We start from the raw sequence: 24,144 nt of genomic DNA on the forward strand, positions 1-24,144 counted from the left end.
ACAATAACTCCACTAATAGCCAATAATTTTCCAACTTTACCATTAGAAACATTAACTGTAGATTTAGTAGTTGTTTTTGAAACAATGAAATTTACATTTTTTGCAAATCCTTCATAAATATCATTACCTATCCAAGAAGCATAAACATCATAACTTCCATTCTTTAATGTAGTAAAATTAACACTCCACTTACCATTACTATCAGTAGTAACATTATATAACATACTACCTACAGAAACAGAAACTCTAGCATTAGCTACAGGATTACCACTTTCATCAACAATAACTCCACTAATAGCCAATAATTTTCCAACTTTACCATTAGAAACATTAATAGAGGAATTAGTAACTAATTTACTTATTTTTAGTTCACCATTATTGATCATAATTGGATAATATCCAATTCCACCATATAATCCACTTACAGATAAAGTGTTATTAGGAAGTCCAGTTACTGTGTAATTTAATTTAGCAGAACCCTCATCAGATTCTACACTACCAATAAATATATTATTTACATAAAAACTTATATTCTGACCAGTAATCGGATTCCCCCTATCATCAACTAAATTAGCATTTAATTGTATAATAGAATCTTTTAAAACTTTAAGTGTATTATTTCCTAATAATGATAGATTTAGATTACTTATTGAGCCATTATTGTAGATATAATTCCCTTTAAGGCCAGCAGAGCAGTTAATCATTGTGTTATTTTTAATGTTTAATGTTCCATTATTATATATTGCCCCACCTACATTTGCACTTTCATTAGTAAATTTTGAGTTTGTTATATCTAATTTAGAACAATTATTACCATTGAATACTGTTCCTCCAAACTTAGCAAAATTTTTAGAAAATTCACAATCGTTTATTTCTATGTTTCCCCAGTATATATCAGGGAATTCATAATATCCATAGTTAGATATCGCTCCTCCATTTTCTCCAGCAATATTCGAAAATATTGAGCTAGAATTAATATTTACAATTCCACAATAATTTAAAATAGCACCACCATCAATTAAAGCACTATTATTATTAAACCTAGAATTTAAAATATCTACTTTAGAATATGAATTATAATTATATACTACTCCTCCATTATTTGCAGAATTATTTAAAAAAGTACAATTATCTAGAGTAATATTTCCCCAATATTCATATGGGAAATTATAATGACCATAGTTAAAGATAACCCCACCATTTTCTCCAGCAATATTGTTAGAAAATCTAGTATTATTTATGCTTAAAATTCCAAAGTAATTTGAAATAGCACCACCATTTCCAGATAATGCAATATTATTCTCAAATATAGAATTAGTTATGTTACCATAAGGTACAGAATCATAACCAGAAAATATAGCACCACCATCAACACCAGCAGTATTATTTATCAAAGTACAGTTATCTATTACAAACCAATCAATTTCAGTTGTAACATTTTCACCAGAATAAATAGTTGTATAAGTATTTGCTAATTCAAGAGCTCCTCCATTATTTAAAGCAGTATTATTAATAAATTCTGAATTTTTTAAGATTAAATTTGCAGAATGATCATAAATAGCACCACCAGATGCAATATAACCAGTACCTTTATCAATAGCCTTATTTTTAATGAATGAACAATTAAGAATATATGCAGGAGCAATATTTAAAAATATAGCGCCTCCACGATTTGCTTCATTTTCAATAAATTTACTGTTTGTTATTGTGGTATTACTTTCTGGATAAGTGCTACTATCTGCATAAATCGCACCAGCATAAGTATTTGCGCTATTGTGAATAAATGTTGAGTTATCAATAATTAAACTACCATAACCACTATTTTGAACTGCGCCAGCATAAGCAGAGGTAGCAGTATTATTTCTAAATATAGAGTTTTTAATTATTAAAATACCCCATGACTGAATAGCACCGGCTTCACCAGCAGTATTATTTTCAAAAATACAATTATCAATAGTTAAATTTCCACCAAATTGAACATGAATAGCTCCACCATATCCATCATAATAACTTGTAGAGGCATTACCATTAGCAAGTATGAGATTAATCAATGTTAAAGAAGAACCTTTATCAATATTAAATAACCTTGTAAGATAATCTCCAGAAATTATTACAGGATTAGATGAATCTAAAGAAGTTATAGTAATAGTTTTATTAACTTCCCATGGTTCAATTGGCATATATCTATGTCCAACATCTATTTCAGAATCAATAATATATAAACCACCGATACCTCTAATTACATCATTTATATTAGCTGCATCAACAGCTAGTTGTAATGTTCTATATCCTTTATCACCAATAAACCACCTATAAACCGCTTTTTCAACAACTACATCAAAAGTCTGATTATCAATTTTTGCTTTAATGAAGCCTGAATTTTCACCACCAATAAATGATACAATAGCAGTGCCATTTTCTAGTAATATATTTGTTCCATTTAGTGTACCAGAACTATTGGTAACATTTAGAGTAACCCAATCATTTGGCAATGTTTTTGATAGATTATTATAAGTTATACCATCAGTAACAGTATTTAATCTAATAGTTATATTAGAAATTTCACTAGTGTAAACTTTGGTAGTATTAATAGTCATTATTACCCAATAATCAACATTTACGCAAGTTGGTTTATTATTATTACCCCACCAATTATAATTAGCAGAAACATTGCCATTATTGTTGGTTATAATGGTATTATTTAGAATTGAGTAACTAACATCTAAAATACCACTGTTATTAATAGCTAGGTTACCTTTCTTATTATTAATAGTTGAAAATGAAATAGATAATTTTCCACCCCTAATAACAATTGCACCACTAGTAGAATTAGCATTTAATGTTAATCCATATAATGAAACATTTCCATTAGTAATATTAAATATCTGATTATATCCATATCCAGTAATTATAACAGTTCCATTAGCTATAATTTCTAGATCATCACCAATAGTTAAATTACCTTCATTATATGTTCCATTTAAAATAATTATCTTTTTAGATCCCCCTTCAAGTGTAGCTATTTCTATAGCTTTTGAAATTGAAGCTACAGGAGCTTCTTTTGAACCTATATTTGAATCAGTTCCAGAATTAGAAACATAAACAGTTCCAGAATATTGAGGACCTACAGTAAAATTATATTGTTTAAAATTACTTGGAATATTAAAATTTATTGATTCATAACCTACTTTTAATGCATTATAAATCATATTCTCCTTTGTATTAATTATAATAGAATTTGAATCAAATGATCCCAAAGTAGAGTTTCCATATATTGTTATTTCTGGCATTATTTCAGATAGATTATAATTATTTACACCATCAGTATATTTAGTAAAATCAATGGTAAAATTAATACTATCTCCAGGATCTACTTCAGTAGAATTTGAACTAATAATTAAAATAACCCATTTAGTAACATTTACTCCACTAGAAATTGTTGAGTTGTTTGGTTTGGTATTTGTTCCCCAGAAATTATAGTCTGCAAAAACCTTAACACCACTTTTTGCATAAATTCCATTTAAACCATTACTACTAGTAGCAGAATTATTGAGGAAATTACAATAGCTAATAGTTAAATTATTATCTTGAACATTTATAACTCCACTATAAGCTTGAGAACTAGTAGCAGTGTTATTTATAAATGAACAATTAGTTATTATTGTTATTGCAGTTGTGTAAATTACTGCCCCATTACTACCTTTATTATTAATAAAGGTACAGTTATTTATTATTAAATAACGACCAGCATTACCACTTCCACCACTAATAGTACCTGTATTAATACAACCAGCATTACCATTACTATTAATAAATGTTAATCCTTCAAATTTAGTATATTTTGCTGAACTTCCAGATATATAAAAGTTTCTAGAATTATTCCCATCAATAATTACATTACCAATACCTATCATAGTAACATTAGCATTTATTGTGTAATCTTTAACATAATAATAACCTTCCTCAATAATTACAGTGTAATTACCGCCTAGAGCAGTATTTTGAGTTAATGCTTTTGTTATTGTAGCGTAAGGATTTTCTTCAGAACCATTACCTGAATCATCATTTCCTCTACTACTTGAAACATAAATAATATTAGTAGGAGTTATAGAATTAACAGTAATTGTTCCATTAAAAATATTAGATCCATAATCAACAGTATTTGAACCAGAGTATAAACCAGTGATTATATATTTTCCAGTTTGATTGAAAGTAAAATTATAAGTGGCTAATCCTTCATTTAAAGAACTAGAATAAGTATTTCCCCCAATTATAAAACTTAAATTTCCCCCAGTAACTGGATTTCCCATATCATCAGTGACAGTAGCATTTAATAATAAAGTACTATCTTTAGTAATATTAACAGAAATATTATTTAAAAAAGATACATTTGTAACTCCTATTTTACCAGAATTATAATAAATATAATTGCCAGTTATAGCACTACAATTGATCATATTATTGTTATTTAAAATTATATTGCTATTACGAACTACAAGTGCTCCCCCAGTAGAAGTTGCATTATTTGAATCAAATTTCGAATTTTTTATATTCAATGTAGCAGTTGAACCATAAGAATAAATGGCCCCACCATTTTTTGCTTTATTGAGTCTAAAAGTAGAATTATCAATATTAGTTTTACCACTTCCAGAATAAATTGCCCCTCCTTCCTCAGAAGCAATATTATATTCAAAAATACAATTACTAATATTTAATGTTGAATAACTATAACCATTAATAGAAACTGCAGAACCATATTCTGCATTATTATTAATAAAATGACTATTTCGAAGAATTAAATCTCCACCACCTTGATAAATGGCACCACCATAAGTAGAATATCCATTAGCAACATTATTATCAAAATAACAATTATCAATAGTAGTAGTTCCATCCCTTATATAAATAGCTCCTCCACCATCATAAATATAATCATTCTCATTATTTCCATTTTTGAAAGTTATATTTATAAAAGTAACTTCAATATCAGAGTCTATTAGAAAAATTCTTCCATTATTCTCAGCATCAATAATTACATTATTTCTGTCTTCTCCAACAATCCTAATAGATTTTGTTATTTCATAACCAGAATCCTCGTAAACACTATAAGTTCCATTTTTTACAAATATAGAACCTCCTTTATCTACTGCTTCTTGGATATTATTAAATGGATTGTCTATTGAACCATTTCCTCCACTTTGAGCATCAGCAGAAACATAAGAATCATAACCACTTGGATCTTCTGCAAAAACTGAAGGAACAGAAATAATTACAAATAAAAATGCTAAAATAATTGTTATGCTTTTTATATTAGCTTTCATTTTTATATATTTCCCCTTATTTAATCTTATTTTTCTTATTTTAAAAAAAAATCTTATTTTCAGAATTCTAAAGATTTATTTTTTATTTTCACTATTTAGGGAGTTATTTAGCTTATTTCCCTATTTTAAATATATTATTTAATATTTAATTTTCTATTTTTTCATAACATAATCACAATTTCTAATTTTTATTTAGTATTCACCACCCATTCAGCAATTAATTTTATTCAATCATATTAGAATAAATTAATTTAATTCAATATATTGAATAAATTTACAGATATGATATGAATTAATATTCATAAAGACAATTATTTTCAAAATATATTTTATAATTTTGATTCTATATGAATTAATATACATATCGATATGTGTAAAAAATAATATATATTAAATAGCCTATTTAAATCTTATTACTTGAAAATGATAATAAAATAAATATTAATAAAAAAAAATTAAATACAGAAATATTAAAATATCAAAACTAATTTGAAAAGATTAAAAAGAAATTTATACTTAGATTCTATATTTATTAAATTTTATACAATTAATATATTAATATTATTCATATCGATAAAATCAATGAGAAAAAATGAATATTAAAAGTTTATATGAAAATAATGCAAGAATTGCATATATAATAATTCATATCGATGCAGATTATTAAAATTTTAGAATACCCCATAAATAATTAATAAAAAAAATATTTATAAAATATAGAAAATAAGAATAATAAGTTAAAAATAACTAAAAACAGATAAAAAGAAACTAAAAAATAGTTAGAAAATAAGTAAAAAATTAGGATAAAAAATAACTAAAAAATTAGGATAAAAAATAATTATAAAAGTATGATAGAAAACAATACTAAAAAAAATATATGCTTAATATGTCAATAATATATTGTAAATTTTACAAATAATAGGAAAAAATTAATTAAAAATAAATTAAAATAAAATATACATCTAAAAAAAATATTATAAATAGCTAAAATATTTAATAGAAGTAAATATTTAATATAAATAATTTATAACTAAGTGATTTTTTAAATTCATTATATTCTTAAATCCGTTGTATAAAATATATTTTTAGCATTCATTTAATCAATATATAACTTTTTTCGATCATTTTCCATATTTTCAATGAAACTATTTGCATAATCAGGAGATACTTTTTTTCTATTACCCATTTCATCTTCAATAATTACACCACTATTTTTAAACAAGAGATATCTTTCCTTTCTCACTTTTTTATCAGGATTACAAACAAGTTGACAAGTACTACAAGTATATTGCATCTTATGATTTGGTACTCCTGGGTGATAAAATGAAGGATCTTTAAGTGTTCTTTTAACATATGAAGGCATAGCTTTTTCCCTTAACTTTTCAAAATCTTTATCTTTTTTAGGAATTTCAAATCGTCCAGGTGACCATGTTGAGTATTTTCTAGAAGGATGGAGACCAGTTGCACCTCCACAAACAAGTATACAACGCCAATGGCTTTTAGGATTTTGATATTCAAAATCAAAACCTCCGATGTTAACTTTTGTTTTTTCATCAGATATATAATCAGGAATACATACAGCTTTACACAATTTACATCCATCACAGTAATTATCTGATTTTTTAATTGGGTCAGTAGCAATTAATTCTGCATTTGTAACAACTGAACTTAAAACAATTGCAGAACCATTATCTTTAGTTAATATATGACCAGAATGTCCAAAAAAACCAACTCCTGCTCTTGCAGCTAAATATTTATGAGAAATTATTGGTTTTCGATCCCTTATGCCATTTGGAGTATCTTTTCTATATACAAAATTAGGAGCTATTGGAATAGCTCCATAATCCATTTGATCTAAAAATCCTGCAATTTCTAAAGATATACCTCCTGCAAATGTTGTTTTCCTGATTTTATCTTCATTAAGTGAAAAATCTTCTTTTGATAAGTAAGGATTTATTAAATCCTGATTAAGTGGAACAGCAAAAATAATAGCAGATTTAGCTCCTTTCAATGCATCTTTTAATCTTGTTGATTCTGGACCCCCTTTTAAAGAATCATTAGTAGCTATCCCCACTTTAGATGCTCCTAATTCTAGAGCCATATTCTTAAGAGTTTCAGAAAGTTTTTCTTTAGTATACACAATATCCCTTATTTTTTATTAATTTATATTATTAAATTATATATCAATCAATATAAATATATATTTATTGGTCAATAAAATGTACCAAATATAATAAAGAAATCTAAAAATCTAAAAATGAACAACTAAAAATCAAAAGAGAAATGTGAAAAATTTAAAATAAAAAAATAATAGAAATAGAAAAATAAGAGAAAAAAGGTATTGCAAATAGTAGATAATTATTATTATCATATAAAAGAATAAAATTAAAAATTGAAAAAATTTGATTATTAATAAAGTAAAATAATCAAAAAATTTTAAAAACTAAAATTTAAAAAGTTATTTCAGCATACTTACCATATACTGTAGCAGTATTGGTGTTCCAATTAGTAATTTTACCTAATGTATTACCAGAACTAGTTGTATCTGCAATAACCCATTTTCCATCAATATATATTTCTGCCCATACATGCCCATATACATTTCCACTACTAAAAGTTGCTTGTCCATTAACATATCTTGCAGCAATTCCACTTGCTCTTAAAAGGGCTATTAATAAGTGAGTTTTATCTACACAGTTCCCAGATTTTGCACTTAATGTTCCTACAGCACCTTTAACTGTATTATAATAGAAAGAGTAAGAAATTTTATCCCTAACATAGTTGAAAATTGCAGTTGCTTTAGCTAAATCTGTTGTTAGGCCAGATGTTAATTGACTAGCTAAAGATTTTATAGTTGAATTAGTTACTTGACAATTTTTTGTAGCTTTTAAATAAGGAGCTAAACTACTATTAGTACTTGCATTACTAGTAGAATTACTACTAGAACTAGATCCACTATTAAGAGTACTAGGATTAGATGTATTAATAGTAAGTGTATTTGGCATTGCTCCATTGACATTTAAATATGCCAATACTTTTGAAAGTTCATATATTAATGATTGAAATTGTATGTTTCCAAGTTGTGAACTTGCATAATTTGGTGCTTGTCCATTAGCTATTATATAATTTGATATTCTTAATGCAAGGTCAGTGTAATTTCCAATGTTAATTGTTCCTGCAACTTTAGACCCAGTTGGACTTGAAGGACCAATAACAGTAATCGGAGAAACTCCACTAGTTGAACCACCATTAATATTTACAATAGCTTTAGATAATAGATATAAAAAGCTTGACATGGAATATTGAGTTGTGCCTATTGTTACATAACTTGGTAGGACACCATTAGCATCAACATAAGCTTTTATCCTTGATGCTGCATCTATTATACTGTTTAAACTTATAGCTCCTGAAGAGTTAGTAGTTGAACTTTCAAAATTATAAGAATCCACTGTAGAAATTAATTTATTTATTAAATTAGAAGTTACAGATGAATTTTCATACATATAAGTTTCATATAATATAGTAGGTATTCCTGCTTGCACAAGAGGATTAGTTAAATATTGTGGACTTGTTTGTGAAGAAGGATAATAATAAGTTAATTCAGGTATTTTACTTATTATTGAATCAGCGATTATTTTTGATGCAGTATGATTTAAAGGAGCAAATATAAAGTTAGTTTCTTCATAATTACCTCCAACTGTTCCCTGATTAGAATGAACATCAATAACTAAATTGTAACTATTATTTATAATATGAGGAAGTACAAATTCCTGTGCAAGTAATTGGCCATTCATCCTACCTTTATCATAGTCAGTTGAATCTTTTGTAACATTTATTCTATAAATATAATAACAATATTTTAAATTACTTTTTGAAATTATTGCATTATATAATGCACTATGTGCAGCATACTCCAAAGGATGTAAACCAATTACATAAGCAATCTTTATCTTTGAAGAAGTATTACCAAAAGCACCTATTAATTCCACAGTCCCCTTATCATTAGACCCTAAAATCTTTGTAGATATACCACCCGCAGTACTATTAGTGTTAGAACTGCTTGAACTATTATAAACTGGTAAATATTTATTTAATGAGTTAGAACTGGATATTTTTATAGTTAATGTAGTTGGAATTGCCTTATTAGTAGCAATATAACTTCCTACACAAGCTAACCCATATATTGCTGTTTGATATTGTATATTCCCTACACCATAATTAGAACTTAAATAATTAGGCGCTTTATTATAATTAGTTATATAATTTACAATCCTTTTAGCCATATCATTATATTGAGCTTTTGTGAATGTTTTACTAATAGTAGCTCCACTTGGAGATGAAGGATTTTTAATGTTATACTTAACAGTTATTGAACTAGTTGATCCAGCTAATCTTGTGTTTATAGCTTTTGATAAAAGATATAAAAACTCAGGCATTGGATATTTATAACCAGATATTGTAACATAGTTAGGTAATTTTCCATTTGAGGAAACATAATTTTTAATACTTGATGATGCCACCCATATAAGACTTTGGGAAATAGTAGTTGGTTTAGATGTATTTGAATTAGTAACTTCAGACCCTAAATTACTTGAAGAACTTCTTTCATATTTAGGTAAATTTTTATTTAAACTACTTGACTTAGAAACACTTAAACTAACTGATGATGGCAAATATCCTTTAACTGCAGCATAATAAACAATTTTATTAAGCATATATATAGCAGTTTGATATTGTATCTTACCAAGTTTTGTAGTAACATAGTTAGGTGCCTTGTTATAATTTTTAATATATTTAATTATATTTTTAGTATAAGCATAATATTGGGCTTTCGTTAAACTTCCTTTAATTGTAGCTCCACTAGGACTACTTGGATTTTTTACATTGTATTTAATAGATATTTGGCTTGTCTTTTTATTATATTTGTAGTAGATAGTTACACTAAGTAAATACATGTACTCAGTCATTGATATATTAGTTCCAGAAATAGTTATATAATTAGGTAATTTATTATATTTACTTATGTAGCTATTGATTGATTTAGAAGCTTGTAAAATTTGGCTTTGACTTAACTTAGTAAGTTCACCTGCAGCTTTAAATTCTGTATTTGAATTTGTATTAGAACTTGTATTAAAAATCTTTACAGTAGTATTTGAATCATTAATACTATTAACAATAGTATTATTTGTTTTTGAATCAGTATTAGAACTTATATCGGAATTTGCATTAGCATTTACATCAGAATTCTCACTAGTGTTTTCATTAATAACACTACTATTAATATTATCTGAATATATACTATCAGCATTTTGATTATTGTTTTGGTCAATATTTGTATTAGTGTCTTCTGCAAAGCTTGAACTTATACTAATGAAAAAAACACATAATAAAGCAATAATCAATATCGTTTTATTTAATCTAATTTTTCCACCTCTTGATTAAAATAAAATTTAATATCTAATTCATCTTAAAAAATTAAAACAACATTATAAATTCATAAATTTAAAATAAAATATATATTTTAAAATCCATGATAAATACCATATAATTGTGAATTAAATTATATAATAGTAAATTAAATTATATACTTGTAAATTTTATCATAGAAACTTTTATAATAATATAATGATTTTATATAATTATTTTAATTAAATTTTACCATTTTTTATATAATACAGTATTATATAGAGTTAATAGTTTATAAATATTCCTAAAAAAGATTAAAAAAAGAAAAAAAGGCATATTTTAAAAAACTAGTAATTAAATAGAACTATTCAAATCTTGGATTTAAACAATATAGGATTATGGTCTAATAGTATGAAACAAAATAAAAAATTCAAAACTCATATATAATTTATAAATTTGGAAAATAAAAATAAATTAGCCAACTATAACTAAAACTAATCTAAAATACTCTTTTTTAAGAAAAATTAGAAATTAAAAATTATTTTTATAAATATTAAAAAAGTTAAATTTTAGATAAATTAACTTAATAGTCCATAAAAACTTTATAGACTTTTTATAGATTTAAAATATATAAAATAAAAAAAATTTAAATTAAAAAAATTGAAAAAAATCCTAGTATATTTAAACACTAGAATTTAAAATATAAAGTCTTTGAAACTTCTTTTTTACCCGCAGAATTGTAAAAAATCATATTAGCTACTTTTTTATATTTAAAACTTGAATAAGTAGCAGGAAGAATTACTTTCACTGTGATAAGTTTCCCCGGACTTATTCCTTTTACTTTAACAGTTTTTTTAAATTTACCTGCAGATATTTTTAAATAAGAAGTTTTAGATTTTGATTCCCCGATATTGGCTATTTTAAAAGTGTATAATCTACTATTGGTATATCTTGAAACTTTCAATGGAATCATCCTTGGACCAAAATAGTAAACACCTGGAAAGCCACTTTTAGATATCATTGAAGATCCTGAAACTTTAACATATTTAGAAACAGCTGCCGCTATTCCTTTTTTAGCATGTATAGTGCTTTTGTAAATTGAACCTTTTGAATTAGTAGAGTTAAATCCATAGGATGAGGATCCACTTAAAATAATCTTAGATCCTGAAATTTTACCATCCCATTTTTTAGCATATATTCCATAATCTTCAGATTTTCCACTTATCTCACTACTTACAAAATTTCCTATCCATTCAGATGAAGTTATTCCAGAAGAAATACTTTGCATAGAAATTTTAGTATTTGTAAAATTGCCAGTTAATTTATTTAAAATAAAAACTCCAAAACAATAATTTTTACTAAAAGTAATGGAACTTTTCTGAAAATTAGTATTTAAATTATTAGCATACACCCCATAGTTATATATACCATTTCCTCTCACATTAGAATTTATAAAATTAAGATTACCCTCACCAATACTAACCCCAATACTATAATTTTTATTTAGATTAATGGAAGTGTCTTTTATTGTAACATTTTTGGCAGGTAGTGGTGCGAAAATTGTGTAAACTGGGGATTTATAAACACCTTGCCCATTATTATTTATAACTAATCCAGAAAAGCTGATTTTATTTGCAGCAACTACAAACATGTGTTTATTTTGATTAAAATTAATTTGAGTTTTTTTATCACTTTTAATATTAATAGATTTAGTTAATAATAATGTGTCTGATAATTCATAGCTAGAAACATTAAAAATTAAATTATTTCCATCTACAGTATCCCAATCATCAAGCCAATTATTAATATCTTCATGAGAAGTGTTTGAATTAACAGTGAAATCTGCAACAGAAGCGGAACTCAACAATATTAACATTAAAAAACAAAAAATAGATGTAATTACCATTAATTTACATACTTTAGACATTAAGTTACCTCATTAAATATTTTATTCATTAGATAGTTCATTCAATAGATATTTTTATTCACTAAATAGATATTTAACAAATTTTATTAAGTATATTCAAAAAAAATTTTATTAATTTAATATAATCTATTAACAAAATAATCATAAAATATAAAATTTACTATGTATCCCTCAAATAAACATTAGATAATTTTATGATTAATATATACTAATCTATAATAATATATTATTAGTAATATAATCCATAATAAATATTTCCATTTAATTTTAAAAAAATTAAAGTTAATTTTATTTTTATAATATATTGAAATTTAAAAAATATTTCTTTAATATCAATATTCATTTTTTATTAATATTCATTCTCTATTAATATTCATTTTAAATAAATCCCTAAAAAATAGATTTTATTATATCTTAGAATAAATAAAATAAAAAAATATTTTTTATTTAAAATTAAAAGTCTCAGCCATATGAATCGCATCCTTTATATCATGGGCAGTTATTACTACAAAACCATACCTTTCAGGAAAATCAACTATTATTATATACCCATTGACATAAAAATTTTCTGAAGGATCTACTTTATAAATAGTACCACTATAATTATGCTTTGAATCATTCATTGCATATTTTGATAACCTATTTTTTTCCTCGGCAGAACTTTTTTTATATACCTCTTGAGCATACTGAAAATTTGGGTCTAAAGAAATAGCTATAATCCCCTCTTGATTATCATCAGTGCTATATGCACTACTATTCATATAACTATTGTCTTTTTCATCAAAATTGAAATTGAAATCATATGGGATTTCTACTTGAATTCTGTCATCACTAAATTCTTTATATTCTGGCACTAAATAATCATAAGCTAGAAGGCCAGATACTCCCGCAATTATTATTATAAAAAATATTATGACCATCGATTTTCTTTTATTCATTTACATCACATTATAAATTTTAAATTAATTTTTTAAAAATTTGACATATATTAAAGTTTAATACAAAAATTTTCATGAAAAATATCATATATGAAAATAATCATGAATTTATTGAAATAAATAATAATTAAAAAATATAATTTCAAAAAGTATTACTCTGAAAGCTGAAAAACTGAAAAGAGTAATACTAAAAACTATTATTTTACTACAATTCTATTTATAAACATCATATATAAATCTTTATAAAAAATATGACATATTTATAGAAAATATGGAATAATTTGATAAAAAATATTCAAAATTCAATTAAAACCATACAAAAAAAGAGTTAAAATCATATTAAAATGCAATTATTAATATTTAATTTAAAAAAAGTTATAATTATTTAATGATTGAAAAACATCATGTAAAAAGATAAATTAAACAATATTTATATTAACTTTTATAAACATAATATATAACTAAATCATTTCGAAAGGTGTTGATTTTTATTATGAAAAAACATTACTCAATTTGGTTAGATAATGAGGAGAATATAAAATTCCCTCATGTTAAAGATGGGATAAAAGTAGATGTAGCTATTATTGGAGGAGGAATAGTAGGGATTACAGCAGGTTTAATGCTTAAAAAAAAAGGTTTTAAAGTTGCAATAATAGAATCGAAAAGAATATGTTCTGATGTAACAGGATCTACAACAGCTAAATTGACAATATCTTCAAATTTAATTTATAATCAATTATTATCAAATTTTGGGATTGAAACTGCTTTGAAATTTAAAGATAGTAACATATTAGCTTTTAATAGAATATCTAAAATAATTAATGAAAACAAAATTGATTGTGATTATAAAAAACTTCCATTATATATTTATTCTACAGACAAAAATAATTTTAAAGATATTGAAAAAGAGTACGATGCAATAAAAAAACTCAATATAGATGCTGATTTAATTGATGATTTTCAATTACCTTATGAAAAATCATTCAAAGAAATTAATGAACAAAATAAAACAACGATAATAAAAAATAATATTAGTGATTCTGATAATAAGATTATAAATAAAGCTATCAGATATAATAAACAAGCCCAATTTCATCCTAAAAAATATTGCAATGGATTAGCAAAACTTATATCTGGAAATGGATCATATATATTTGAAAAAAGTAAGGCAATTAATATTGAAGAAGGAAAAACAAATAAAATAATAACTGAAAAAGGAAATATTTTTTGTGATGATATCATCATAGCTACAAATTCACCAATATACGATCCAAATTCAACAGTTTCATATATGAATCCGATTAAATCTTACATGTTAGGAGTATATGTTAAAGAAAAAATACCTGAAGCTATGTTTGTTGATATAAACCCCTTTCACACATATAGAAAAACTCAAAATAATAATAATAATAATAATAATAAAGATTTATTGATAATTGCAGGAGAACATCACATAACTGGTCATGGTGAAGATACCAATGAACACTACAAAAAATTAATTGAGTTTACAAAGAAAAAATTTAACATTGAGTCCATTGAATATTTTTGGTCAGATCAAGATAATAGAACTGCTGATGGATTACCAGTCATTGGTGAAACTTCTCAAAAAGGAATTTATTTAGCTACTGGTTTTAGTAGCTGGGGATTAGTGAAAGCAACATTAGCAGGGATAATTTTAAAAGATTTAATATCAAATAAAGAAAATAAATATGCTAAAATTTTCTCTCCAAATAGATTTAAAAAAGAAAAATCAATAAAGAAAAAATGCATGAGTAATTTCAATAAAAAAGATCTAAACCAAGAAGAATTAAAATTATTAAATGAAGAACTATTAAATTTAAAAAAAGATGAAGTTAAGATAATTAAAATTAACAACAGAAGGATATCTCTCTATAAAGATTTAAAATCCAAGATTTTTGTGCTTCAAGCCAATTGTACTCATTTTGGTTGTCCTCTTAGCTGGAATTCAGCAGAAAAAACATGGGACTGCCCACAACACGGCTCTATTTTTGATTACAAAGGTAATTCTATTCATGGACCAGCTATTAAAGATTTAAAAGATTACTTAAATTAGGAAATACCAATGAATCAATTAAAAAAAATAAAATAATTAAAAAAATGAAGATTTATTAATAAAAAAAATGAAAGATTTAACTAAAATTGACCATATTGAAACTGAGAGGACTAGATCATCCTCAAAACTAAATAAAAAGATAAACAAAGCTTTTTAAAAACATTATAAACTCAAAAAATTAAACCACACCTTGAGCAAGCATTGCATTAGCTACTTTTATAAATCCTACAATATTAGCACCAACTACATAATTACCTTCAGCACCATATTTTTTAGAAGCTTCATCTATATTTTTATATATATTAACCATTATCTTTTTTAATTTAGAGTCAACCTCTTCAAATGTCCAAGATAATCTTGAACTACGTTGAGCCATCTCTAAAGCACTTGTTGCAACTCCACCAGCATTTGAAGCTTTACCTGGGAGATAAACAAGATTACTATTTAAAAATACATTTATAGCTTTCAGTGTTGAAGGCATATTTGCCCCTTCAGCTACATACTTTGTTCCATTGGAAACTATAATCTTTGCAGATTCTTCACTTAATTCATTTTGAGTTGCACAAGGCAAAGCTATGTCGCATTTAACATTCCAAATAACACTTTTTTCAACATATTCAGCAGTTAAATCTTCTTTTTTAAAATAATTTAGATAATCAGATATTCTGCCTCGATTAACTTCCTTAATCTCTTTTATAAAAGGTATGTATAAACCATTTTCATCATGAATGTAACCAGAAGAGTCACACATAGCTATTACTTTAGCTCCCATCATTACAGCTTTTTCTGCAGCATAAATAGCTACATTTCCAGAACCAGAAATAACAACCTTCTTATCTTTAAAAGAATCATTTCTAACTCTCAAAGCTTCATCAGTAATGTAAATAAGACCATAACCAGTAGCTTCTTTCCTTACAAGAGAACCTCCAAATTCCATTGGAGCACCAGTTAATACAGCTACATGGACAGTAGATAGCTTTTTATATTGTCCAAATAAATAAGCTACTTCTCTTCCACTAACACCCATATCTCCTGCAGGAATATCAGTATCTGGACCTATAAATCTAAAAAGTTCACTCATGAAACTTTGACAGAACCTCATAACTTCTCCATCAGACTTTCCCTTTGGATTAAAGTCACTTCCACCTTTAGCTCCACCAATTGACATACCAGTGAGACTATTTTTAAAAATTTGTTCAAAACCTAAAAATTTAAGAATAGACAAGTTTACAGTAGGATGGAAACGAAGCCCACCTTTATATGGACCTACTGCACTATTAAATTGGACTCTGAAGCCCCTATTTACTTGTATCTTTCCATTATCATCAACCCAAGGAACTCTAAACATTATTATTCTTTCAGGTTCAACTAATCTCTCAAGAATATTGTTTTCCTCATATTCAGGGTGTTCATCAAGAACAGGACCTATAGATTCTAAAATTTCAGTTGCTGCATCAATAAATTCCACTTGATCATGATTTTTAGCTTTTAAATCTTCTAAGATTCTTTTTACATAGGAAATAAAATCACCCCAGTTATTAGTTAATTAAAAAATATACTCAAATAATTTCAATTTGAACTTTAATAATCATTATCTAAATAATTTGAGTATATTCTTTATTTTTAACTTTGTATTATTCATTAATAAAATTTTACTTTATTATTAAATTAATTTTATTAATTAAATTAAGATAGATATTTATAAATAGTATAAATATATACATTATCTGAAAGTTTATTAATATGATTTTTCCTAATTTTATAAAAAAATGAATTTTTTGTTTTTAGAATAATAAATTAAATTAAGAAATTTATTAATTAATTTATTAATTCATTAATTAATTTATTAATTTGCAAATTTAACACCAAAATAATCTCCATATTTATTATTTGATGTATTATTATCATTAACAACTTTTTCAACACTTAAAATATTAGGGAATCCACTGTTAAATCCATTTCTCCAACCATAATACTTAATTTTATATGTGCCATTAATTTTAAGCTTATTAAATACATCTCTCGTATTAAATTTATTAAATAAGAAATTCTCTTCATTAACGAAGCCCTCATTATCAGTCGTGATAAGCATTAATTGGTCAGCATTATCTATAACCATCATACCTTCATTATTATATTTAATTCCTGCTTTAGGTTGCCATTCTTGAACAGTGATAATTTTTTCCTGGACAGATGGAACCTCATAAGCATAATGCCAATATACACTGCCAATAGGTAACATGATTGCAAGAACCACTATAAAAGCTAAACCTACACTAAGAATACCAAAAAATTTACTATCTTTCTTTTTCTTAACTATAAAACCTACAATTATAGCTACAACTAATGGAATTACTATAAATATTCCAAACTGTATTAACCATCCTTCAAACCAATTCGGTGCTACAAACATATAATCAATCCTAATTATCACAAATGTATTTTACTTCAATTATTCGAATTATTTATTACTTTAGAATACTAAATTTCAATATTCAATCCAATTGGACAATGATCTGATCCCATTACATCAGAAAGAATATAGCTATCAATTACATTATCTTTAAATTCTTCATTTACAAAGAAATAATCAAGTCTCCATCCAACATTACGGTCTCTTGCTCTTGTTCGGTAGCTCCACCAAGTATATTGCTCTGGTTGGCCATTAAACATTCTAAATGTATCCACATAACCATTATCTAAAAATTTATCTATCCATTCACGTTCAATTGGCATGAAACCTGAAACTTTCTCGTTTTCTTTAGGCCTAGCTATATCTATTGGTTTGTGTGCAGTGTTTAAGTCACCACATATCACCAGATTATTTCCTTCATCACGTAGATTATTACTGTAGTCTAAAAATGTATCATAAAACTCAAGTTTAAATTGCAGGCGGTCCTCCCCCATACCACCATTAGGCCAATATAGATTTAATAATATAAAATCATCAAAATCAAATCTTTGAAATCTCCCTTCATGATCAAATTTATCAATACCCATATCCATAGCTGTTTCTTTTGGTTTTAAAGTTGAATATGTAGCTACACCACTATAACCCTTTCTTTCTGCAGGATTAAAATAGCTATTATAACCATCAATGTGTTTTAGTTTACGAGGTAGTTGTTCGACTTGAGCTTTAATTTCTTGAATACATAATATATCAGGTTTAGAACTAGAAAACCAATCTAAAAAGCCTTTTTTTGCTACTGCACGAATTCCATTTACATTCCATGAAATTAAATTAATCTTTGTAATAGAAACTCCTCCATATTATTATAAAATAAAATTAAAATATTCTCAATAATAATGATAATAAAGAATAATAAGATAATAATAATTATAATAATAATAATAATAGATAAAATTATTATATAAAATTTATTATTTATTAATAAAATATTTAAATATTATCATGTTTTGATAAAATATAATCTAAATTAAAAATAATATAAATTAGAAAATATATGAATTATCTATAAAATAAATAATAATAAATAATTAAAAAATAATTAAAAAAATAGTTATTATAATTATATAAAAAATAGATACAATTAGAAAATTAATTAAAAAAATAGTTATTATAATTATATAAAAAATAGATACAATTAGAAAATTAATTAAAAAAATATTTACAAAAAATAGTTATATGTAATTATATAAAAAATAGAATTAAAAATAAAAGAATATAATAATAGAAAAACAAACTTACATTTCAGCTTGTTGTTGTCTAACTAATCTAGTAATATATCCAGCTATTTTATTTCTTAAATGTTTTGTACTTACTGTTGATTTTTCAGCAACTAATTTTTTATTTTCATCAAAATCAGTAGTAAAAACACCTTGATGAATTTCAATGAGTTCTTTTGAAGTCCTTTTTACAAATGAAGTTCTAATATTTCCCATAATATTTCCTCCTATAAATTTTTATCGATAATCTTTTTTTGTTCAGATTTACTTAAACTTGTTAATATATTCACAATTTCAATGATAGAATTTTTAGTATTTTCATTCAAATTCTTTTCATTAGCTATTTTTACTATTTTTTCATAGATAAGCTTTTCCCTTGACTCATCATATATTTCCATATTTAAAGCTATTTTAGCCATAACAATATCTTTAGCTAATGAAGTTCTTTTTTGAATTAAATCTATTAATTCATAATCAATATTATCAATTTCTTCTCTGGAACTTTTAAGAATTTCTTTTGAACTTTCTAAGTCCTTAAATCTTTCTTTATTTAATGATTGATGTTCCAAGATTATCTACCTCAGTTTCAATAATTATTCCAGAATCAGCATAAGAATTCCAAATATCTTTAATATCATCTTTAGATTTATCATCAACAATAGCTACATAAGAAGAACCAGTTCCCGAAAGTCCAGAAGCAATAGCCCCAGCACTTAAGGCATCAATAGCTATTTTAGTATCAAAACCTAAAGCATTAGAATACAATATTCCATTTAAGTTTAAAGCAGTGTAATATTCTTTTTGACTTGCTTTTTCAAATGCTATTTCAACTAATGGAGCTAAAAGCTTCATCCTATCTACATCAGAATTTGCAGTCATTGAATCTATGTTTGGCATATATATTAATAGTTTATGGTTATCCATTTTTTCCTTAATTAAAATTTTGCGATTTATATTATCAGTAACAGTGACTCCTCCAAAATAAGAAGCTGTTGCATCATCAAATGCCCCAGTAATAGTTACTCCTGCTTCAAGAGATGAATCAATAGCCAAATTAATAATTTCTAAATCATTCATCGGCTTTTTATCAAATTCATTAGAAATTAACTCAGAAGTTGCTAAAGTAACTGCATTTGAAAGTGCACTACTACTTGAAAGACCAGAAGCGGGAGGTAAATTGGATTTAGTTGAAATTTCAACACCAATAATTCCTTCATTCCCATTTAAATTTTCTGATTCTTCATTAAATGAAATCCCATAATGATTAAAAACATTTCGAGCACAAATTTCCATAAGAGTAGTATCAATGTCTAAGTCCGGAGATGATTTAATCCCTGAATCAATGATTTTAACTTCAGCCAAAATATCTAAATTAATACCAAATGCAGAACCTGAACCAGTCGCAATAGCATTTACAATAGTCGCAGAACCTGGAGATCGAGCAATTTTTTTCATTAAAACACCAAAAAAGATAAGATATAACTGATTAAATATATTCATTACTATTTATAAATATCATTAGAATTAATAATTTACTGCTTAATTATAATTAATATTTAATAGTATATAAACCTGATTAAATATTATAAACCCATTTCGATTACATTTAAATTCATTTAAATATGTAAAACTCCTTTTAACCACACAAAAACTAAAGAAAAATATAGAAAAATATAGAAAAATAATAAAATAGGTATTATTTTTCAAGAAAAATTTATATAATTAAATGAATATATAATTATAGACAAAATATTGATTTAGTATCTAAATATAAAAGTATAATCTTAATTTTAATTTAGTATCCAAATATAAAAGTACAAATTAAATATTGATATTAATAACAAATTATTTACTTTTGAATATCGATATTAATATAAATTATTTACTTATATCAAAATTATTTAGATATAATATATAAATATGTGATAAAATGGAAAAAAAGACAAAATATTTCACATTAGGAATATTAGGCGGATTTGGTATAGTAGCTATAGTAATAGCTATTTTAATGTTTATTCCATTAGTTTCAATGGTTACTGGACCTAATACTGTAGCAGTCATACCCGTTGTTGGTGAAATTGGTTATGGTGCAAGTAGTGAGAATTTAACTGTAGCTAATCCTGATGTATTTAGTAAAATGATGGATGAAGCTAACAATGACCCAAGTGTAGGAGCAATAGTTCTCGATATTAACAGTCCAGGAGGGAGTCCTGTTGCTGGAGAGGAAATGCTTGAAAAAGTTAATAGCTCTAAAAAGCCAGTTATTGCTAGAATAAGTGATACTGGTGCTTCAGCTGCTTATATGGTAGCTAGTGGAGCTGATGAAATTGTTGCTAGTCCTTCTTCATGGGTTGGAAGTATAGGAGTAATATTAACACTAAGTGATTTATCTGAATATTATAATAAACAAGGCATAGATATCTATTCTATTACTGGTGGAAAATATAAAGACATGGGAGCAGATTATAGAAATTTAACAAGTGAAGAAAAAAATATGCTCCAGACAATGATTGATGAACAATATGACTATTTTATAAAAGTTGTAGCTCAAAACAGGCATTTAAGTGTAGATTATGTAAAAAAAATAGCTGAAGGAAGGCCTTATACTGGCCAACAAGGACTTAATATTAGTTTAGTTGATCGTCTAGGTGGAAAAGATTATGCTATTGATTTAGCTGCAAACAAGTCCAATATGAGTTATTATAATGTTATAGATTATGGCACAGGATTTGGATTTCTAGGTATTTAATAAATTTAAATTGTTTTAAAATAAATTACCTCAAAAATAAAAATTAGTTAAATTTAGAATCATCTAAGTTTAGAAATTAGCTAACTTTAGAAATTAGCCAGATTTAAGATTTGTCTAACTTTAAAAATTAGCTAATTGAAATATTCTTATTAATATTAACAAATATCAAAATATATTTTAAATAGGAAACATATGAAAATAGAAAATAGGAAAGGAGCTAAAAATAGAAAAGAAGTTCCAAAGGAAGTTAAAAACCTTTTAAATGAGGGAAAAATTTCAACAGTAAATCTAGTAGAAGGATTAGTCATTGACCAGGAAAAATTACTAGAAAATGTTTTAATAGATATGGGTTCTGAAAAATACATCATTAAATGTAAAAAATCAATTGAGGATTTGAATAAAAAAACATACACCAAACTCACTTCTACTATTGGAAAAAGTTTACTAATAGAATTAAAAGAAAATAATGATACTAGAACATTTAAGTTACTTGTTAATCATGAATCAGATACTGTAAGATCATGGGCAACAAATATAATTGGATTTGACGATGAAAAAACTACAAGTGAAAAATTTGAATGTATAAAACAATTTGTTAGTGATAGTCATTTTGGTGTTCGTGAAAATGCTTGGATGGCAATGCGAGAAACAATATCAAATAATTTAGAAGATTCAATAAATATATTATCAAAATGGAGCAAAAGTAAAGATTTAAATCTTAGAAGATTTGCAAGTGAATCAACAAGACCTCGTGGTGTATGGACAAAACATATAAAAGAATTAAAAGAAAACCCAGAATTAGGACTACCTATATTAGAACCCTTAAAATCAGATGAAGAAGTTTATGTTCAAAATAGTGTAGGTAATTGGTTAAATGATGCAAGTAAGTCTAAAACTCAATGGGTTAAAGATATTTGTGAAGAATGGATAAATGAATCCCCTACAAAAGAAACAAAACAAATAATAAAAAGAGGTTTAAGAACTATTAAGAAGAATGAAAAGTAGAAAAATATGAAAAAAATTCAAATATATTATAAAATATGAGTTAATAAAAAATAAAATATTCAAATTATATTAAATAATAATAATAATAATAATAGTAATAATAGATTTACATCTCTAATTGAAGAATTATATCTCTAATTTTAATTTTTTATTTTAATTTTTAATTAAATAATATTTTCTTTTATAATATAATAATTAATTTCTTTTAAATATTCTATTTATCAATAATATTATAATTTATTTAATAATCAAATAATATTATTATTTTTATTATAAAATACATAATTATTTCTCAGACCAACCATATTTACCAATCATTGGAACAAAAACAACTTCTCCTAATGATTTTTCTATAAATTTATTTTCAGATTCTTTAAAGATACAAATAAGGTCTTGAAAATCAGACTTATCTCCAATGGGGATTAATAATCTACCCCCAACTTTAAGTTGTTTCTTTAAGGATTCAGGAACATATGGATTTCCCGCAGTTCCATAAATCCTATCATAAGGCCCTCCTTTTTCATAACCTAAAGTACCATCTCCAATAATTACATCAACACTCTTTTCATATCCATTTCTTTTAAGATTATTAATTGCAGTTTTAGCAAGAGATTCTATTCGTTCTATACTATAAACATGCCCCTTTTTATTCATAACTTCAGAAATAACAGCTGCATTATATCCAAATCCAGTTCCAATTTCCAAAATATTCATTCCATCCTTAATTTCCAATTTTTCACAAATAAATGCTACCATATGAGGTGCTGAAATGGTTTGACCTTTAGATAAAGGTAATGGCCGATCCAAATAAGCATATTTTTTCATGTTTTTTGGGATAAATTCTTCTCTTTCAACTGTCTCCATAGCTTTTTTAACTTTTTCTGATTGTATATAGCCATTTTTTAAAAGATTTTCAATCAAAATCTTTTTTTCATCTATCATTGTTTCATATCCTTTTATTAGCTAAATTATATATTATTTAATGGATTAATTTATTATTTAATAAATTAAGAGGATTTTTTATAGAATAACTCCTA

The 24,144-nt window shown here is 25.1% G+C and carries 15 protein-coding genes; 3 read left to right on the forward strand and 12 right to left on the reverse strand.

Going from position 1 to position 24,144, the window contains the following annotated elements:
• The 5 genes from Q0087_RS09475 to Q0087_RS09495 form a co-directional block, all read right to left on the reverse strand.
• A partial coding sequence (locus Q0087_RS09475; RefSeq protein ID WP_297899842.1) for a carboxypeptidase regulatory-like domain-containing protein occupies positions 1-5,321 on the reverse strand: 5,321 nt, incomplete at its 3' end.
• A gap of 1,096 nt (positions 5,322-6,417) precedes the next feature.
• A complete protein-coding gene (locus tag Q0087_RS09480) occupies positions 6,418-7,461 on the reverse strand; it encodes an epoxyqueuosine reductase (protein ID WP_297899844.1) in 1,044 nt (347 codons plus the stop codon).
• A 310-nt stretch (positions 7,462-7,771) separates the two neighbouring features.
• Complete coding sequence (locus Q0087_RS09485) at positions 7,772-10,723, reverse strand: transglutaminase domain-containing protein (RefSeq protein WP_297899846.1); 2,952 nt, start codon at positions 10,721-10,723, stop codon at positions 7,772-7,774.
• 692 nt (positions 10,724-11,415) lie between these two features.
• Positions 11,416-12,654 carry a hypothetical protein gene (locus Q0087_RS09490; protein ID WP_297899848.1) on the reverse strand — a complete coding sequence of 413 codons (1,239 nt, stop codon included), beginning with the start codon at positions 12,652-12,654 and terminating at the stop codon, positions 11,416-11,418.
• A 443-nt stretch (positions 12,655-13,097) separates the two neighbouring features.
• Positions 13,098-13,592: a hypothetical protein gene (locus tag Q0087_RS09495; protein ID WP_297899850.1), complete on the reverse strand. Its 495-nt coding sequence runs from the start codon at positions 13,590-13,592 to the stop codon at positions 13,098-13,100.
• A gap of 493 nt (positions 13,593-14,085) precedes the next feature.
• On the opposite strand from Q0087_RS09495, the gene Q0087_RS09500 reads away from it, so the two are divergent.
• The gene (locus tag Q0087_RS09500) at positions 14,086-15,666 is read left to right on the forward strand and encodes an FAD-dependent oxidoreductase (protein ID WP_297899852.1); all 1,581 of its coding nucleotides are present in this window, start codon (positions 14,086-14,088) and stop codon (positions 15,664-15,666) included.
• 178 nt (positions 15,667-15,844) lie between these two features.
• Here Q0087_RS09500 and gdhA read toward each other — a convergent pair whose 3' ends face one another.
• The 6 genes from gdhA to Q0087_RS09530 form a co-directional block, all read right to left on the reverse strand.
• Positions 15,845-17,188, reverse strand: coding sequence for an NADP-specific glutamate dehydrogenase (gene gdhA / locus Q0087_RS09505; protein ID WP_297899915.1), 1,344 nt, complete (start codon positions 17,186-17,188; stop codon positions 15,845-15,847).
• Between the two features lie 324 nt (positions 17,189-17,512).
• Complete coding sequence (locus Q0087_RS09510) at positions 17,513-18,079, reverse strand: DUF1523 family protein (RefSeq protein ID WP_297899854.1); 567 nt, start codon at positions 18,077-18,079, stop codon at positions 17,513-17,515.
• 68 nt (positions 18,080-18,147) lie between these two features.
• Entirely contained in the window at positions 18,148-18,921 is a 774-nt protein-coding gene (gene xth / locus Q0087_RS09515) for an exodeoxyribonuclease III (protein WP_297899917.1), read from the reverse strand.
• A gap of 450 nt (positions 18,922-19,371) precedes the next feature.
• A complete protein-coding gene (locus tag Q0087_RS09520; protein ID WP_297899856.1) occupies positions 19,372-19,569 on the reverse strand; it encodes a 30S ribosomal protein S17e in 198 nt (65 codons plus the stop codon).
• An 11-nt stretch (positions 19,570-19,580) separates the two neighbouring features.
• Entirely contained in the window at positions 19,581-19,922 is a 342-nt protein-coding gene (locus tag Q0087_RS09525; protein WP_297899858.1) for a chorismate mutase, read from the reverse strand.
• Entirely contained in the window at positions 19,900-20,808 is a 909-nt protein-coding gene (locus Q0087_RS09530) for a shikimate kinase (protein WP_297899860.1), read from the reverse strand. The genes Q0087_RS09525 and Q0087_RS09530 overlap by 23 nt, the downstream gene beginning before the upstream one ends.
• A gap of 475 nt (positions 20,809-21,283) precedes the next feature.
• Between Q0087_RS09530 and sppA the strand changes: the two genes are divergently transcribed.
• Both sppA and Q0087_RS09540 read left to right on the forward strand, forming a co-directional pair.
• The gene (sppA, locus tag Q0087_RS09535; protein ID WP_297899862.1) at positions 21,284-22,102 is read left to right on the forward strand and encodes a signal peptide peptidase SppA; all 819 of its coding nucleotides are present in this window, start codon (positions 21,284-21,286) and stop codon (positions 22,100-22,102) included.
• Between the two features lie 192 nt (positions 22,103-22,294).
• Positions 22,295-23,107, forward strand: coding sequence for a DNA alkylation repair protein (locus Q0087_RS09540; RefSeq protein ID WP_297899864.1), 813 nt, complete (start codon positions 22,295-22,297; stop codon positions 23,105-23,107).
• A 285-nt stretch (positions 23,108-23,392) separates the two neighbouring features.
• Here the strand turns inward: Q0087_RS09540 and Q0087_RS09545 are convergent, their stop codons facing one another.
• Positions 23,393-24,049, reverse strand: coding sequence for a protein-L-isoaspartate(D-aspartate) O-methyltransferase (locus Q0087_RS09545; protein ID WP_297899866.1), 657 nt, complete (start codon positions 24,047-24,049; stop codon positions 23,393-23,395).
• Positions 24,050-24,144: the final 95 nt, after the last annotated feature.

The sequence above is a fragment of the uncultured Methanobrevibacter sp. genome, from assembly GCF_937881195.1.
Lineage (GTDB): Archaea > Methanobacteriota > Methanobacteria > Methanobacteriales > Methanobacteriaceae > Methanobinarius.

Coding starts and splice junctions, on each gene's coding strand:
- Q0087_RS09500 (WP_297899852.1), top strand. CDS start 14,086: ATGAAAAAACATTACTCAATTTGGTTAGATAATGAGGAGAATATAAAA.
- sppA (WP_297899862.1), top strand. CDS start 21,284: ATGGAAAAAAAGACAAAATATTTCACATTAGGAATATTAGGCGGATTT.
- Q0087_RS09545 (WP_297899866.1), bottom strand. CDS start 24,049: ATGATAGATGAAAAAAAGATTTTGATTGAAAATCTTTTAAAAAATGGC.
- Q0087_RS09510 (WP_297899854.1), bottom strand. CDS start 18,079: ATGTTTGTAGCACCGAATTGGTTTGAAGGATGGTTAATACAGTTTGGA.
- Q0087_RS09490 (WP_297899848.1), bottom strand. CDS start 12,654: ATGTCTAAAGTATGTAAATTAATGGTAATTACATCTATTTTTTGTTTT.
- Q0087_RS09530 (WP_297899860.1), bottom strand. CDS start 20,808: ATGAAAAAAATTGCTCGATCTCCAGGTTCTGCGACTATTGTAAATGCT.
- Q0087_RS09520 (WP_297899856.1), bottom strand. CDS start 19,569: ATGGGAAATATTAGAACTTCATTTGTAAAAAGGACTTCAAAAGAACTC.
- Q0087_RS09495 (WP_297899850.1), bottom strand. CDS start 13,592: ATGAATAAAAGAAAATCGATGGTCATAATATTTTTTATAATAATAATT.
- Q0087_RS09540 (WP_297899864.1), top strand. CDS start 22,295: ATGAAAATAGAAAATAGGAAAGGAGCTAAAAATAGAAAAGAAGTTCCA.